Origin of the sequence: Corynebacterium otitidis ATCC 51513 (genome assembly GCF_000296405.1) — a bacterium.
Taxonomy (GTDB): domain Bacteria; phylum Actinomycetota; class Actinomycetes; order Mycobacteriales; family Mycobacteriaceae; genus Corynebacterium; species Corynebacterium otitidis.
In genome coordinates this window covers 442,286-457,800 of record NZ_JH815193.1, presented here as the reverse complement: position 1 = coordinate 457,800, position 15,515 = coordinate 442,286, and the positions used below count along the sequence as shown (strand labels likewise).

The 15,515-nt window shown below is 71.8% G+C and carries 12 protein-coding genes and 3 pseudogenes; 10 read left to right on the top strand and 5 right to left on the bottom strand.

The window, feature by feature from the left end; translation table 11 throughout:
• Positions 1-40 precede the first annotated feature (40 nt).
• Both dapD and HMPREF9719_RS04860 read right to left on the bottom strand, forming a co-directional pair.
• A complete protein-coding gene (dapD, locus tag HMPREF9719_RS04865) occupies positions 41-1,009 on the bottom strand; it encodes a 2,3,4,5-tetrahydropyridine-2,6-dicarboxylate N-succinyltransferase (protein ID WP_004600863.1) in 969 nt (322 codons plus the stop codon).
• 69 nt (positions 1,010-1,078) lie between these two features.
• The gene (locus tag HMPREF9719_RS04860) at positions 1,079-2,497 is read right to left on the bottom strand and encodes an amino acid permease (RefSeq protein WP_004600862.1); all 1,419 of its coding nucleotides are present in this window, start codon (positions 2,495-2,497) and stop codon (positions 1,079-1,081) included.
• A 62-nt stretch (positions 2,498-2,559) separates the two neighbouring features.
• Between HMPREF9719_RS04860 and dapE the strand changes: the two genes are divergently transcribed.
• From dapE to HMPREF9719_RS04840, 4 genes are all read left to right on the top strand, one after another.
• Positions 2,560-3,735 carry a succinyl-diaminopimelate desuccinylase gene (gene dapE, locus HMPREF9719_RS04855; protein WP_004600861.1) on the top strand — a complete coding sequence of 392 codons (1,176 nt, stop codon included), beginning with the start codon at positions 2,560-2,562 and terminating at the stop codon, positions 3,733-3,735.
• Positions 3,736-3,771: 36 nt separating this feature from the next.
• Positions 3,772-4,575, top strand: a complete 804-nt coding sequence (locus HMPREF9719_RS04850) for an LOG family protein (protein WP_004600860.1) — start codon at positions 3,772-3,774, stop codon at positions 4,573-4,575.
• Between the two features lie 184 nt (positions 4,576-4,759).
• Positions 4,760-5,626, top strand: a complete 867-nt coding sequence (locus HMPREF9719_RS04845) for a methyltransferase domain-containing protein (protein WP_004600859.1) — start codon at positions 4,760-4,762, stop codon at positions 5,624-5,626.
• 176 nt (positions 5,627-5,802) lie between these two features.
• Positions 5,803-6,495 carry a hypothetical protein gene (locus HMPREF9719_RS04840; RefSeq protein WP_004600858.1) on the top strand — a complete coding sequence of 231 codons (693 nt, stop codon included), beginning with the start codon at positions 5,803-5,805 and terminating at the stop codon, positions 6,493-6,495.
• A 90-nt stretch (positions 6,496-6,585) separates the two neighbouring features.
• Here HMPREF9719_RS04840 and HMPREF9719_RS04835 read toward each other — a convergent pair whose 3' ends face one another.
• Entirely contained in the window at positions 6,586-8,037 is a 1,452-nt protein-coding gene (locus HMPREF9719_RS04835) for a glycoside hydrolase family 32 protein (protein WP_004600857.1), read from the bottom strand.
• Between the two features lie 171 nt (positions 8,038-8,208).
• A complete protein-coding gene (locus tag HMPREF9719_RS04830; RefSeq protein WP_004600856.1) occupies positions 8,209-8,898 on the bottom strand; it encodes an O-methyltransferase in 690 nt (229 codons plus the stop codon).
• Between the two features lie 117 nt (positions 8,899-9,015).
• Between HMPREF9719_RS04830 and sigE the strand changes: the two genes are divergently transcribed.
• The 3 genes and pseudogenes from sigE to tatB form a co-directional block, all read left to right on the top strand.
• Positions 9,016-9,654 (top strand): RNA polymerase sigma factor SigE, encoded by a 639-nt coding sequence (gene sigE, locus HMPREF9719_RS04825; RefSeq protein WP_004600855.1) that lies wholly within the window; start codon positions 9,016-9,018, stop codon positions 9,652-9,654.
• A gap of 134 nt (positions 9,655-9,788) precedes the next feature.
• On the top strand, positions 9,789-10,148 hold the full coding sequence (locus HMPREF9719_RS04820) for a zf-HC2 domain-containing protein (protein WP_004600854.1): 360 nt from the start codon (positions 9,789-9,791) through the stop codon (positions 10,146-10,148).
• Between the two features lie 83 nt (positions 10,149-10,231).
• Positions 10,232-10,651, top strand: a pseudogene (tatB, locus tag HMPREF9719_RS04815) (Sec-independent protein translocase protein TatB); the annotation flags it as partial.
• Between the two features lie 252 nt (positions 10,652-10,903).
• Here the strand turns inward: tatB and HMPREF9719_RS04810 are convergent.
• A complete protein-coding gene (locus tag HMPREF9719_RS04810) occupies positions 10,904-12,025 on the bottom strand; it encodes an Mrp/NBP35 family ATP-binding protein (RefSeq protein ID WP_004600852.1) in 1,122 nt (373 codons plus the stop codon).
• Positions 12,026-12,318: 293 nt separating this feature from the next.
• Between HMPREF9719_RS04810 and HMPREF9719_RS09810 the strand changes: the two are divergent.
• From HMPREF9719_RS09810 to HMPREF9719_RS04795, 3 genes and pseudogenes are all read left to right on the top strand, one after another.
• Positions 12,319-12,819 (top strand): annotated as a pseudogene (locus tag HMPREF9719_RS09810) (general stress protein); the annotation flags it as partial.
• A 616-nt stretch (positions 12,820-13,435) separates the two neighbouring features.
• Positions 13,436-14,143: a hypothetical protein gene (locus tag HMPREF9719_RS04800; RefSeq protein ID WP_004600850.1), complete on the top strand. Its 708-nt coding sequence runs from the start codon at positions 13,436-13,438 to the stop codon at positions 14,141-14,143.
• A gap of 15 nt (positions 14,144-14,158) precedes the next feature.
• Positions 14,159-15,515 (top strand): annotated as a pseudogene (locus HMPREF9719_RS04795) (hypothetical protein); the annotation flags it as partial.

Genomic DNA, 15,515 nt, shown 5'->3' with positions numbered 1-15,515 from the left:
TTCGTGTGCCGCGCCGCGCAGTGGCCGCGGCGCGGTAGCGCTAGTTCGCGTGGAGCTCCGCGTTGAGGGTGACCTCGGTGGCGTTGGGGATCGCCTCGATCGCGCCGCTGATGGAGTCTCGGCGAAGCAGTACGCCGCTCACCCCGGAGATTCGCGACGCCTTCACCGAGTCGCCGTCCGTCGCGCCGAGCGCCTCGGCGACGGCGCCGCGCGCGACGACCTTCGCGCCCGCGGTGACGTACAGGCCCGCCTCGACGACGCAGTTGTCGCCGAGCGAGATGCCCACGCCCGAGTTCGCGCCGAGCAGGCAGCCCTCCCCGATGGAGATGACCTCCTTGCCGCCGCCGGAGAGCGTGCCCATCACCGAGGCGCTGCCGCCGAGGTCGGAGCCGTCGCCGACGACGACGCCCGCGGAGATCCGGCCCTCGACCATGGAGTGGCCGAGCGTGCCGGCGTTGAAGTTGACGAAGCCCTCGTGCATGACGGTGGTGCCCTCCGCGAGGTAGGCGCCGAGGCGCACGCGGTTCGCATCCCCGATGCGCACGCCGGAGGGCACGACGTAGTCGACCATGCGAGGGAACTTGTCGACGAGGTAGACCGTGACCGGCCCGCGGCGCGTAAGCCGCGCGCGCACGAGCTCGAAGTCGGTCGTCGAGCAGGGCCCGAAGTTCGTCCACACGACGTTGTTGAGCTTCCCGAACAGCCCGTCGAGGTTCTGGCCGTGGGGCTTGACCAGCCGGTGGGAGAGCAGGTGGAGGCGCAGGAACGCGTCGTAGGTGTCCGCCGGGGCCTCGTCAAGGTCCCCGATGGTGGTCTCCACGGCGACGCGCGCGACGCCGCGGTCCTCGTCCGCGCCGACGAGCTCGGCGAGGTGCCCGGGCGCGGTATCGAGGCGCTCCGTGCCGGGGCGCGCCGGCTCGTCTGCGAGCTTCGGCGCGGGGTACCACACGTCGAGGACCTCGCCGGTGTGGGTGATCGTCGCTAGGCCTGTTGCGTTGGCAGAAGTCATGCCCCCGAACCTACCGCACGCCCGCCCGCCCGCTCCGCGGGGCGGGCGGGGCCGTGACTCGCTAAGGCCCTACTGCCTGCCGCGGCGGGAGGGGGAGACCGGCGCGGGCGAGTTGCGCTGTGCGTAGTGGGTGATCGCCGAGGCGACGAGCAGCACGACGCTCACGCCGGCGACGGAGACGAGCTGGAAGCGCGCGTCCGCGTCGAAGAGCATGAGCAGGATGAGCGCGGCGAGCGCGATGAGCGTGGTCCACGCGAGCCACGGGTAGCCCCACATCCGCACCTGGGCGATCTCGCCGTTGCGCTCGAGCTCGGGGTGGAGCTTGAGGTAGCTCAAAACGATCATGACCCACACGACGACGAGGCAGCCGCCCACGGCGCTAAGGAGGAAGTCGAGCAGCCCGGTGGGGTTCCACCACTGCAGCGCCACGGAGCCGAACGCGAAGACCATGGAGAGCACCACCGCGGGGATGGGCACCCCCGCGTCGTTGGTGCGACGGAAGACGCCGGGCGCGTCGCGGTCGACGGCGAGGTTGTAGCACACCCGCGAGGAGGCGTAGATCTGCGCGTTTAACGCGGAGAGCAGCGCCACGACGATGACGGCCTCCATGATGACGACGGCGCCGGGGATGTCGGCGAGCCCAAGCACCATGGTGAACGGCGACTCGGCGGCGGTGTCGGCGTCGCCGATCTGCTCGTAGGGCAAAAGGAAGCTAATGACGAGGACGGAGCCGACGTAGAACACGCCGATGCGCCAGATCACGGCGCGCACCGCCCGCTTGATGGAGTTGCCCGGCTCGGTGGACTCGGCGGCGGCGATGGTGACGATCTCGATGCCGCCGAACGCGAACGCCACGGCGAGCAGCCCCGCGGCGAGGCCGGGCAGCCCGTTGGGCATGAACCCGTCGCCGAGGAAGTTCTCCGTGCCGACGAAGCTGTGGCCCGGCAACCAGCCGAAGATGAGGGCCACGCCGATGACGAGGAACACGCAGATGACCGCGACCTTGATGATCGCGAACCAGTACTCGAACTCGCCGAAGCCCCGCACGGCCGCGAAGTTGACGACCGCGAAGAACACCACGGCGATGAGCGCGGGGATCCACGGCTCGACGTCGAACCACGCGCCCATGATCGCCGCGGCGCCGGTCATCTCCGAGCCCATGACGCCGATGAGCATGAACCAGTAGAGCCAGCCGAGGTAGAACCCGCCCCAGTGGCCGAAGGCCTGCCGGGCGTAGGTGGCGAACGAGCCCGAGGAGGGCCTGGCGGCGGCCATCTCGCCGAGCATCTGCATCACCAGCACGACGAGCGCGCCCGCGATGACGTAGGCGATGAGGATCGCGGGCCCGGCCGCGCTGATCCCCACCCCGGTGCCGAGGAAGAGGCCGGCGCCGATCGCGGAGCCCAGCCCCATCATCGTGAGGTGGCGGGTTTTTAAGCCCTTGCCCTCGGCGGGGCTGACCGTGCCGGCGGTCGTGGTTGCGTTCATGGCCAGAAAGTTTAGCCCCCTGGCCTGCGCGGGCGCCCGCGGGGTGAGGCGGGTCGAATAGGGTGGGGCGGGTGACTTCCGAGCGCCAGATTCCGACCGACGCCGCGCCGCTCGACCTGCGGGCCGATCCCGTGGAGCTCGCCCGGCGGCTCATCGACATCCCCAGCCCCTCCCGCCACGAGGGGCCGATCGCCGACGCCATCGAGCAGGCGCTCCGCGGACTCGGCGGGGACCTGTGGGTGCGCCGGCTCGGCAACACCGTCGTCGCGCGCACCGACCGGGGCCTTTCGGAGCGCGTCGTGCTCGCCGGGCACGTCGACACCGTGCCCATCGCCGACAACGTTCCCCATCGCGCGATCACCGACGACGCCGGCCGGGAGGCGATTTTCGGCTGCGGGGCGGTCGACATGAAGACCGGCCTGGCGGTCTACCTGCACGCGTTCGCGGCCCTCCACGACTCCGAGGACCTCAAGCGGGACCTCACGCTCGTGGCCTACGAGGCCGAGGAGGTCGACGCGCGCCACAACGGGCTGCGCCACGTCGCCGAGGCCCACCCCGAGTGGCTCGCGGGCGACATCGCCCTGCTCGGCGAGCCCTCCGAGGGCATCGTCGAGGCCGGCTGCCAGGGCTCCATCCGGCTAAAGATCGACGCGGCGGGCACCCGCGCCCACTCGGCGCGCGCGTGGCTCGGCGACAACGCCATCCACCGCCTCGCGCCGGTGCTCGCGAAAACCGCCGACTACGAGCCCCGCGAGGCCGTCGAGGTCGGCGGCTGCACCTACCGGGAGGGCCTCAACGTCGTCGGCATCGAGGGTGGGGTGGCCACCAACGTCATCCCCGACGAGGCGAGCCTGCTCGTCAACTTCCGCTACGCCCCCGACCGGGAGGCGAACGACGCGATGGACCACCTCGTCGAGGTTCTCGGGGTGCCGCACCCGGGCTACGAGCCCGGCGGGGAGGCCACCGGCGAGGGCCTGAGCGTCCGCGTCGAGGACTTCTCCGGGGCCGCGGCGCCCGGCCTCGACGAGCCGGCCGCCGCCTCGCTGCTTCACGCGGTGGGCGGGGAGTTCCGCGCGAAGTACGGCTGGACGGACGTCTCCCGCTTCGGGGAGCTCGGCATCCCGGCGGTCAACCTCGGCTGCGGCGACCCGGGGTTCGCCCACAAGCGCGACGAGCAGTGCCCCACATCCGAGATCACCGGCCTGTCGGAGACGCTGTCGACCTACCTGACCTCCTAGGCGACAGGCGGCGCCGCTGCCGGTAGCGTCGAGCCCATGACGACCACCCCTCATCGATCCGACGACCCGCGCCGCCACCGCGCCAGGCGCACGCTGCGCGGCCCCGTGCTCCTCGACAGCGAGGGCACCAAGGAGTCCACCTACGACCAGCGGCTCCTGGAGCTGCCCGCCGACCACGACTGGATGCACGCCGACCCGTGGCGCATCCTGCGCATCCAGTCGGAGTTCGTCTCGGGCTTCGACGCGCTCGCCGACCTGCCGCGCGCGGTGAGCATCTTAGGCTCCGCGCGGGTCAAGGAGGGCCACGAGTACTACGAGCTCGGCCGCGCCGCCGGGAGGCGCCTCGCCGAGGAGAAGTACGCCGTCGTCACCGGCGGCGGCCCAGGCCTCATGGAGGCCGCGAACCGCGGCGCCTACGAGGCCGGCGGGAAGTCCGTGGGGCTCGGCATCGAGCTGCCCCACGAGGACGAGCTCAACCCCTACGTCGGCCTGGGGCTCAACTTCCGCTACTTCTTCGTCCGCAAGGTCATGTTCCTCAAGTACACCCAGGGCTTCATCTGCCTGCCCGGGGGCTTCGGGACCTTAGACGAGCTCTTCGAGGTGCTCTGCATGGTCCAGACCGGCAAGGTCACCGACTACCCCATGGTGCTCCTCGACAAGGAGTACTGGGGCGGTCTCGTCGACTGGATCCGCGAGCGGCTCGTCAAGGAGAACATGATCGACGAGACCGACCCCGACCTCTTCCTCGTCACCGACTCCGTCGACGAGGCGATGGACTACATCCTCAAGGCCCATAGCACCGCCGTGAACCGCGCCACGAGGCTCCGCGAGGAGCCCTAAGGCCCCGCCGCCGCCAACCCACCCCTCCCGCCCGGCCGCACCCAGAGCGACGGCGTTGTGCCGCATCCCACCGCGGCCCGGGAGGGGTGTCACATATCCTGGCTCGTAGTCGAGCTATCCTTAAGGCTTCGTGACAGGCGACTGGCTTCGTCGTTCCTCAAGGTGAGTAAGGGGCTTTCGATCAATGCTCTCCGACGTCATTGACGTGCTCGCGGACCCCGCGGACGGGTCCGCCCTGCGCGGGGAGGACAACTTCTCCCGCATCGTCTCCGAGACCGGCCACAGCTTCGACGTCGCCCGGCAGGGCTACGTCAACCTCGTCGGGGGCGGGGGCCGCAAGTTCCAGGGCGACGACATGGAGATGCTCCTCGCCCGCGAGGCGTTCCTCTCCGGCGGGCACTTCGCGCCCTTCGTCGAGGCCGTGAGCGGCGCCGTCGCCGACGGCATCGACCAGAACCCCGAGGCCGGCGAGCGGCCCGTCGTCTGCGAGGTGGGAGCTGGCACCGGCTACTACCTCGCCCACACCCTCGACTCCATCGAGGGCGCGCGCGGCGTGGGGCTGGATGTGTCGGTGCCCGCGGCGAAGCACCTCGCCAAGTGCCACCCCAGGGTCGGCGCGGTCGTCGCCGACGCGTGGCAGCGCCTGCCGCTCAAGGACCACTCCATCGACGCGATCACCGTGATCTTCGCGCCGCGCAACGCCGCGGAGTTCGCCCGCGTCCTCAAGCCCGGCGGGGAGGTCGTGGTCCTCACCGCGGACCCCGGGCACCTGAAGGAGCTGCGTGACCCGCTGGGCATCATCGACGTCGAGAAGGGCAAGGTCGAGCGCCTCATCGCGCAGGCCGAGGGGCTGCTCAGCCCCATCGGCGAGCCCGAGCTCGTCGAGTTCGAGATGGACCTCGACCAGGAGTCCATCGCCGCGCAGGTCGGCATGAGCCCCTCGGCGCGCCACCTCGAGCCCGGGGTGCTTAACGAGCGGATCCAGACGCTGCCCGAGCAGATGCGCGTCACCGCTCGCGCGACGATCACGCGGCTCGCCCCCGCCTCCTAACGCTCGGCCCCGGGCGCCGGGCCGCCCCGGGCTTCGTGCCGCGCCGGGGCGGTCGGCGCCGCCGCGCTAGGCGGCCCGGCTATGCTCGCCTGCAGTGGCGCCGGACACGGGCGCCGGGAAATGAGAGACGAGCCGGCCCGCGGCCGGGGATGAAGACACCGAGGAGGAGACCGAGGATGGCAGACGAGAAGAGCCCCGGCGGCGAGAACTTCTGGCTGAGCAACCGCCCGGCGGCCAACCAGGGCGCCGGCGCCCAGGAGCAGCGCGCGCAGCAGGCCCCCGCGGGCGGGCAGCGCCCAGAGGGCGAGTCCTCGCGCCGCTCCGGGGGTGCGCGCCACTCCCAGCAGCCGGGCGGGCAGCAGTCCGCCGCGTCCCAGCAGTCCGCGCAGGCGGGGCAGCAGCAGCCCGCTCCGCAGCAGCCCGCGCAGGGCGGGGGCCAGGAGCAGGCGGCCTACGCGGCGGCCCCGCAGGAGCCCACCGGCGGCGGGATCCCGCTCGGCCACGAGCTGAGCGCCGCGAACGGCGGCCAGGCGCAGCCCTTCCTCCCGGTCGTGCTCGCCGGGCCGCACAAGAACGGCGTGGCGCTCGCCTCGGCGGTGCTGGGCATCGCCGGGCCGATCCTGCAGCTCACGCTGATCGGCATCCTGCCGTCGCTGGGCGTGGCGCTCGCCGCGCTCGTTTTGGGCATCCTCGGGCTGCGCCGCGCCGCGCACATCGACGGGCCCTACCAGCGCCGCGACCTCGCGATCCTCGGCATCGTCATGGGCGCGATCCCGCTGGTTATCGGGCTGTTGCTGCTCATCACCGGAGCGAGCGTTATCACCGGGTTGTTCACCGGCATCGCGGGCAGCGAGTTCGGGTCCTACTAGCCGGACGAGGCCCTGAAAAAAGGGCGCCCGCGGCGGGCGCCCTCTTGACCCCCCGGGGATCGGCGTGCAGGCGCCTCCCCGGGGTTTTTCTTATGCTTCGCTGCCGGCGCGGGTGATCTCGTTGGCGACCTCGGCGTTGCCGGTCGTGGCGGGGCGCAGCCCGGAGCAGCCGCCCTCGATGTAGACGCGGCTGGCCATCGTCACCTGGCCGGAGTCGGCGAAGATCTCGACGGTCTTGCCGTCGACGATGACGGTGAGCGAGTCGCTGTCGGCCTCCTCGAGGCTCGCGGCCGCGGGCTCGGAGCCCTCGTGGTAGGGGTTCATCGAGCGGTCCAGCTCGAGGCGGTCGCCGCGGTGGGTGACCCGGGCTGCGACCTCGCCCTCGCTGTCGAGGATGTCGAGGGTCAGCGAGGACTCGCCGTCGGCGGGGATCTCCGCGAGCCCGGTCCACGAGCGCGCCCGGTTGGAGTCGCTCACGGCGCTCAAGATGCCCGGCACGGGGGTCTGGTAGACCAGCCCGCCCTGGAGGCTTAAGAGCCTGGGCATGGAGATGGCGTTGGCCCAGCCCTCGGCCTTCAGGGAGGGGTGCTTGGACGGGTCGTCGAGCCTTCCCACGCCGCCCATGAGCCCGACGATGATGGCGGTGTCGTAGACGCTGCCGCCGTTGAACTCGCGCCCGGCGATGTGCGTGTTGCGCGGCCGGGTGAAGTCGTGGCCGTGGTCGATGCGGCGGAAGGGCTGCTCGACGGTGAACTCCGCGCCGCTGAGCGTGCCGACCAGGTAGCCGGAGACGTCCACCCCGTCGCGCTCGAGGTTGACCAAGAGGATGTCGCGGATCCCGCCGTCGACCTCGTCGCGGAGCCTAACGAGCCTGGGGCTCACGACCGCGTGCTCGTTCTCCAGCCCGCTGTCCTTGCCGGTGAAGGACAACACCCCGGTCAGCGTGAAGTCGCGCCCGTCGGGGCTCTCGAGGATGACGAGCCTGGGCCCGGAGGTGTTGTCCGCGACGGCGAGCATGAGCCAGCCGTCGTGGCCGGCGGCACGCTCGTCCTCGTCGCGCCAGGCCGGCACGACGCAGGGGGAGCGGAAGTTGCGCAGGCTCTCGGCCTCGCCGGCGGCGTCGGTCACGACCGGGCCCTCGCGGAGCACCCCGGGGTCGAGGGCGAGCTCCTCGGACTGGAGGTCGAGGGTCGTCTCGGCGAGGTCGTCGATCCGGGCGAGGTGCACCTCCCGCGAGCCGCCCCGCACGGAGGTGAAGTAGAGGTTCACGCCCGAGCCGTCAACGACGCCCGCGCCGGCGCGCAGGGAGTCCTCCCCGTCCTCGGGGGCGAGCACGTCGTCGAGCTCCTCCCAGTCGAAGGGGTTCTGCTCGGAGGCCTGGTGGCCCCACCGGGACGGCGCGCCGAGCTCCGGCTGGTACTGGTGGAAGAGGTGCCACGTGGCCCCGTCGACGACGACCGTGGCCGGGGCGTTGAGCACGCCCCGCTCCGGGATCATGTGGAGCTCGGGGCGGAACCGGGTCGTCGGCTGGGGCTCGTCCATGGGGGTGTCTCTCTCCTCCGGTCCTGTTGTGTCGAAAACCAATCGTCGGGTGCTTGGGGCTTGAGTCGCCCGGGCCGCGGGCCGGTAGGCGCCGGCCGGGCGTGCCCCGCCATTGTTGCCCCAAGCGGCGACTGCTCGCAGAAGCCGCAGCTCAGCGCGGCTATCCTTCGGCTAGCGCCTGGTCACCACCGTCATGCCCGCGCCGAGGGGCAGGTGGGTGACGACCGCGGGAGCGGGGCCGTCGCCGGTGGCGCGGCCGAGCTCCTCGGCCTCCTCGATCGCGGCGCGCGCCGCGGCCGTGACCCGGTCGGTGCGGGAGGCTTGCGCGACGGTGCCGTCGAGCAGGAGGTCGGCGACGACGAGCGAGCCGCCGGGGGAGAGCAGCGGCCACGCCGCGGCGAGCAGCGCGGAGGCGTCTCTGGGATCGACGTCGAGGTAGACGAGCTGGTAGGAGCCCTCGGCCATCCGGCCGAGCACGTCGAGCGGCTGGGAGGTGAGGAAGCGGCCCGCGCCGGGGCGGTAGCCCGCGCGCTTGAGCGCGAGCGCGGCCTGGCGCTTGTGCTCGGCCTCGGGGTCGATGCCGGTGACCGTCAGCCCCTCGGCGAGCCCGCGCAGCAGGTAGAGGCTCACCACGCCGGCGGCTGGGGTCACGGCGATCGCGCCGGAGGAGTCGGGGTGGCTGCCCGCCGCCGCGAGCGTCGCGAGCAGCCGGCCGGTCTGCTCGTCGGGCAGCGCGAGGCCCAGCTCCTCGGCCTCTTGGCGCGCGAGGCCTAGGGCCTCCTCGTCGCCGACCGCGGCGGGGCGCGCCGCGACGAAGTCCGCCAACGAATCACTAGCTTTGTCAGTCACGGGCCCCAGCATAGAAGTTTCGGGGCGCGCCGCGGCCGAGGCGCGGCGGCGAAAGTCTCAGCGGACTCACAGAATAATAACTGGTCACCGGGTGGAACCGGGAAGCGCGGCCTGGCACGATAGTGGCGTATGAGTTCCAACGAGCGCGAGGCCAGCCCCGCCCCCGAGGCGGGGGAGGACGCCGCGGGCGCCGGCGGCACGGACGACTTCGACGCCGGCCGCGGCGAGATGCCCGACTGGGAGAGCCTCGTCGCGGAGCACGCCGACGGGGTCTACCGGCTCGCGTTTCGGCTCTCGGGCAACAAGCACGACGCCGAGGACCTCACCCAGGAGACGTTCATGCGCGTCTTCCGCTCGCTGAAGACCTACAAGCCGGGCAGCTTCCGCGGCTGGCTGCACCGCATCACCACCAACCTGTTTTTGGACATGGTGCGCCACCGCCAGACCATCCGGATGGAGGCCCTGCCCGAGGACTACGACCGGGTGCCGGGCAGCGAGCCCACGCCCGAGCAGGCCTTCCAGGCCAACAACCTCCACCCCGTGCTCCAGGAGGCGCTCGACGAGATGAGCGCCGAGTTCCGCGTCGTGCTCGTGCTCTGCGACGTCGTGGGCATGAGCTACGAGGACATCGCCGACACCCTCGGGGTGAAGATGGGCACGGTGCGCTCCCGCATCCACCGGGCCCGCAGCCAGCTGCGCGCCGCGGTCAACGCCGCAGCCGAAAACAGCGCCGACGCCCACGCGCTGCTGCCCGTCTCCCAGCGCTAAACCCCGCGCCCGGCCGGTCTGCCTCCCGCCCCGTGGAACCGCGCGCGGCCCTCGCCCGTTGACAGGGCGACAGGCGAAAGAGACCACAGGCGCCGCGGCCCCGCCCGCGGCGCGAGCGAGGGAGGCGGTGTGAGATGCCGGACCGGGCGTCGGACAGGCAGGCCGAAACCTTCGCCTCGGTGGAGCACCTAAGCCTCGAGGCGGTCGCGGCGTTTGTCGACCACGAGCTCAGCCCCAGGGCGATGCGCCGGGCCGCCTATCACCTCGCCCGCTGCGAGGAGTGCCGCCGCGAGGTGTCCTCCCAGTGGGGTGCGGCCGATATCGTCCACTCCTGCAACGACGACGTGCGCGCCCCCAGCGAGCTCGTCGCCAGGCTGAAGAAGATGGGCTCGCAGCCGCCGGGCCCGGGCCCGGGCGCCGAGGCCACGCCGACCGCCCGGTCGAACTCGCTCACCGACCTTATTGAGACGCTCGTGCGGATGATGCGCCACTAGGCCCAGCCCGGGTCTGCCGGCCGCCCCAGAAAGGGCCGGCGGGGATGCGGCGCTACGAGGGCGCGAGCGATAGGCTAGGCCCCGTGTTCAGCAATATCGGGTGGGGCGAGATCCTCGTGTGCGTCGTCATCGCGGCGATCGTCATCGGGCCCGAGCGCCTGCCCGAGCTCGTAAAGAACATCCAGGCCGCGGTGCACGCGGCCCGCGGCGCGATCCGCAACGCCCGCGCGGAGCTCGACGGCTCCCTCGGCGAGGAATTCGACGAGCTGCGCAAGCCCATCGCCGAGGTGGCGCGCTGGCAGCGCATGGGCCCGCGCGCGGCGCTCACCCAGGCCCTCTTCGAGGGCGATGAGTCCGCCCTCGACGACTTCGATCCCCGGCGCATCATGGCCGGCGACACCGCCGGCGAGGCCTACCGCGCGAAGAACCGCCAGGCGCGCCGCTCCGGGAGCGAGGAGCGCACGCCCAGCCCGATGAAGGGCGCCGGCCCCCGCGCCGCCGAGGCGCGGCGCGCGGACTCCGATGCCGGGGTCGCCGCCCGCCCCGGGCGCGAGAATTCCGCCGCGGGCGAGGCGCCCGCCGCTCAGGCTCGGGGCGCCCAGCAGGGCCGCGCCCGGCTGGCGCTCGGCGGGGGCGGCGTCGACTGGGACGCCATCTGGTAGCCGCGCCCCGGGAAGCGCCGCCCGGGCGTGCCGGCGGAGCGGATAAGACGAACTCCCCGGCCGGTGGGCCGGGGAGAGTTTATTCGCTGTCTGCTAGTTGGGCGTGACGCCGAGCGGACGGCCGGCGAGCGAGTCGCGGCGCACCGCGAGCTTGTCGGCGATCGCGCGCAGCTCCTGGGCTGCCGGGGAGTCCGGCTCGGAGGCGACGACCGGGGTGCCGGTGTCGCCGTGGATGCGCAGCGCCGGGTCGAGCGGGACCCGGCCGAGCAGCGGCACGTCCCCGCCGGTGAGCACCCCGAGGCGCTCGGCGACGGTCTCCCCGCCGCCGGAGCCGAACACGTCGAGCGTCGTGCCGTCCGGCAGGCGCATCGCGGACATGTTCTCCACGACGCCGGCGATGCGCTGGCGGGTCTGCTGCGCGAGCGAGCCGGCCCGCTCGGCGACCTCCGCGGCGGCGCTCTGCGGGGTGGTGACGATGACGAGCTCGGCATTCGGGATGAGCTGCGCCACCGAGATCGCCACGTCGCCCGTGCCCGGCGGTAGGTCGAGCAGCAGCACGTCCAGGCTGCCCCAGAACACGTCGGTGAGGAACTGCTGGATCGCGCGGTGGAGCATCGGGCCGCGCCACACGATCGGCGCGTTGCCCTCGACGAACTGCCCCACCGAGATGAAATGCACGCCGTGGGCGATCGGCGGGAGGATCATGTCCTCCTCCATCACCGTCGGCGGCTGGTCCGAGCCGAGCAGTCCCGGGATGGAGTGGCCGTAGATATCGGCGTCGAGAATGCCCACCTCGAGGCCGCGGGAAGCGAGCGAGAGCGCGAGGTTCGCCGTCACCGAGGACTTGCCGACCCCGCCCTTCCCGGAGGCCACCGCGAAGACCCGGGTGGTGGAGTCTGGCTTGGCGAAGGGGATCTCCGGCTCGGGGCCGCGCAGCTTGGTGCGCAGCTCGCGGCGCTGCTCGTCGCTCATCACCCCGGTCTCGATGGTGACCTCGCCGACGCCCTCGAGGTCCTCGACCGCGGCGCGCACGTTGGTATTGAGTGTGTCCTTCATCGGGCAGCCCGCGATGGTGAGCAGGAGCTTCACGGTCACGTCCGCGCCCGAGACGCGGACCTCGGGGATCATCCCCAGCTCGGTGACCGGCCTGCCGAGCTCGGGGTCGTTGACACGGGAGAGCGCCTCCCTGACGGTCGACTCGTCGATGCTAGCCATATGGCACTCAACCTAGTACGGCCCGCGGCCCGAGTACATTCCTTAAGTTTCCTGGGGCCACGACAACCGTCAGGCCCGAGCCGACGCCCGGTGAGACGGGGCGATAGGGTTTTCGGCTCGCGGCGCTCGCCCGTCGACGGGGCGGGGCGGGCGCCGGTATCGTGGCGAGAGAAGAAATAAGAAAGACCTAGTGGACGGCGCGGCGACGCGCCGCGCCGCCCACCCCCTCGCCACCACACCGATGGGGGAGGGGGAGGGCGGCGATGACGAGAGGAGTTGTGGCACCAAGCGCTATGGCGAACCCTAATTACGGACCCCAGGGCGGCCGCGACGCGGTCGCGGCCCAGCAGGCCGCCGCGGAACGGCAGCGCCCCAGCGGCTGGCCGGTCGGCAGCTTCCACACCTACGCCGAGGCCCAGCAGGCCGTCGACATGCTCTCCGACCGGGGCTTCCCCGTCGAACAGCTCACCATCGTCGGCGTCGACCTCCTCCAGGTCGAGAACGTCACCGGCCGGCTCACCTGGCCGAAGGTCCTCGGCGGCGGGGCGCTCTCCGGCGGGATCTTCGGCCTCTTCGTCGGGCTTCTGCTTTCCCTGTTTAGCCCCGGCTTCATCCTCGGCCCGCTCGTCGTCGGCGTTGTTATCGGCGTGATCTTCGGGCTCATCTTCTCCGCGATCCCCTACGGCATGAGCCAGGGCAAGCGCGACTTCACCTCGGCGACGACGATCGTCGCCGGGCGCTACGACGTGCTCTGCGCCCCGGCGAACGCCGAGGAGGCCCGCGACCTCATCGCCAACTCCCAGCGCACCCAGACCCCGCCGGTGGGCGACACGCCGCTTGCGGGCCCCGGCGCAGAGCAGGTCGACCGCGAGTGGACCGGGCGCGACGACGAGGCCGCTACGCCGTCGCCCGAGGAGCCGGCCCGCGGCTTCTCGTTTGGGGCGACCGGCCCCGTCGAGCAGGGCGGTAAGGACACCGAGTCGCCGAAGGCGGAGTCCGGAAAGGCTTCCGACCGCGACGACGGGAACAGCGGCGGAGAGCGCTAGCCCCTCAGCCGCGGCCCGGGCGCGAGCCTGGGCAACTAAGACACGACGCGGCGCCTCGAGGACACCGGTTCCTTCGGGCGCCGCGTCGCTGTGCATTTATCCCCTGATGCGGGGTGACGGGCTCGCGTACGCCGCGAATAGTTTCTATGCAAACAAATATATAAGCACTGCCAAGGAAAGCGCGCTGATCTGGCAGTTAACTGTGAGTGCCGTATGGCGTTGTTGTGGCCAGCGCTTAAAGCTATCTTATGCTGCAGTGTCCGCGTCGTTGCACGCGTCGGGGACGCAGGCTGCCGAGGCCTGCCGCCCGCGCCGGGGTCCTCGGGCACGCACTGTTCCACGTAGTTAGTGAGGCTATCTGTCTATGTCTTCTCGTATTTCCGGGTCTAACCCGGCCTGGCGCCGGGCGCTGCTCGGCGGCAGCGTGGCGATCGCCGTGGCCGCCAGCGGCGCGGTGGTCCTGCCTAACAGCCCCCTCGTCCCCAGCGCCGTCGCCCAGGAGGCCGGCCAGTCGGAGAACGCGGCCCCGCAGGGCCGCGAGATCATCGACGCCGACGCCATTGCCAGCGGCGCGATCACCAACGCCACGCAGCTCTCCAACGCCGCCGAGGAGCAGGGCGCGCGGGTGATCTCGGGGCGCGCCCAGATCGTCACGCCTAAGGGCGGCGGGCAGCTCACCCCGACCTACGACTCCTTTGAGCCGGTCCCGGAGGGCACGACGGTCTACGCGCAGTGGATCGACAAGGACGGCGCGGTCTCCCCGGTGTACTCCGCGGAGACCCACGACCTGCCGGGCGCCGCCGGCTCCGGCGGTCCTGGCACCTACGCGTTCAAGCTGCCCGTCTGGACGGACGCCGACGGCAACGAGCACCGCTTCCTGGCGCACTCCAACCAGCGCTACCGGATCTGGGTCGAGCCCACCGTCAACCCGGCCACGGGCAACGAGCTCGTCCAGCTGCGCGCCGCGGGCGGCTACCTGCCCTACACCTTCGCCTCGGGCTCCGGCGAGGGCCTCGGCGAGTTCGCGCTGACCGGTTCGAACCTGCAGCGCACCGGCGTGTGGCTCTACTAGCGCCCCGGCGACTACGTGCGCCACGAGGAGCCCATCCGCGACGATGAGGGCCCGCTCGGCAACCCCGCCACGCACTACGACGACAACGCCCTGTACTCGGTCTCCGGCCGCGTGTGGCACGAGCACGGCAACGAGCGCCAGCTCTTCAGCGGCGCGACCTACTCCGGCGACACCCCGGCCACCGGCTTCCACGTGTGGGGCAGCACCCTCACCGACGAGGGTGTTGAAGCGTACAAGGAGGCCGTCGAGAGCCTCCCGCCCGAGGAGCAGGCCGCCGCGACGAAGGAGCTCCTCGAGGAGCACCCCGAATACATCTCCGCCACCGTCGTGGCGCCGGTCGCCGAGGACGGCCGGTACACGCTGCGCTTCCCGGACGACCGCGACTACAACCAGGACTACCTCTACCTGTGGGTGGAGAACCCCGCCGGCGAGGTCGTGCCCGCCTACAGCACGTTCACCCAGCCGGTCTTCCAGAACGCGCGGCGCAACCTTCAGTGGTCGCCCGCCGTCGACCCCGCCAAGAACAACGCCGGGCTGGCCGGTAAGCCGTTCCAGCGCTGGCACAACGTCAACTTCGCGGTCGTGCCCTTTAACGAGTCGGTGCTCGACATCGTCAACCACGACACCGAGGACAACCCGGCCCGCCCGGGCGACACCGCGAAGCTCGAGCTCTCCGGCCAGCCCACCCCGCTGCAGAGCACCATCGTGTGGGTCGGCCCCAACGGCGACGAGCTGCAGACCTGCGAGGACGTCACGCCCGAGGACCTCGGCGAGTGCGCGTCGTTCCCCGTGCCCGAGGACGCCAAGGACGGCGACGTCTACACCGCCCAGCTGCGCGACGCCGCCGGCAACATCGTCGCCGCCGACTCGTTCGTCGTCGCCGACCCGGTGTCCATCTCCTACGACGAGGTGAGCTTCGGCCCCGAGGACAAGGAGCGCGAGGCGAAGGTCGAGCCGACTCTCGAGGCGCTCAGCGGCAAGCCCGCCGAGCCGCGCGAGGATCAGACCTTCCGCTTCGGCGACGAGCTCCCCGAGGGCTTCGAGGTCTCCGAGGACGACCCGACGGTCGCGACCTTCAAGGGCGGCGCTGACAACCCCGAGGGCATTACTGCCACGATCGACCCGGAGACCGGCGTCGTCACCGTCACCGCCGGCGAGGACGCGGAGCTCCCCGACGGCGGCGTGGAGCTGCCCGTCGTCCTCGACGGCGGCGAGGCGCCCGCGGCGAATGGCTCGGTGAGCATCGCCGCGAAGCCCGCGCTCCCCGAGTTCGCGGAGATCGGTGAGCAGCTGGATCCGGTTTACGAGCCGGTTGTTGAGGATCAGGACCCGGAGGCCGATGGTTGGCAGTCGGGTGCGCCGAAGCTGGAGG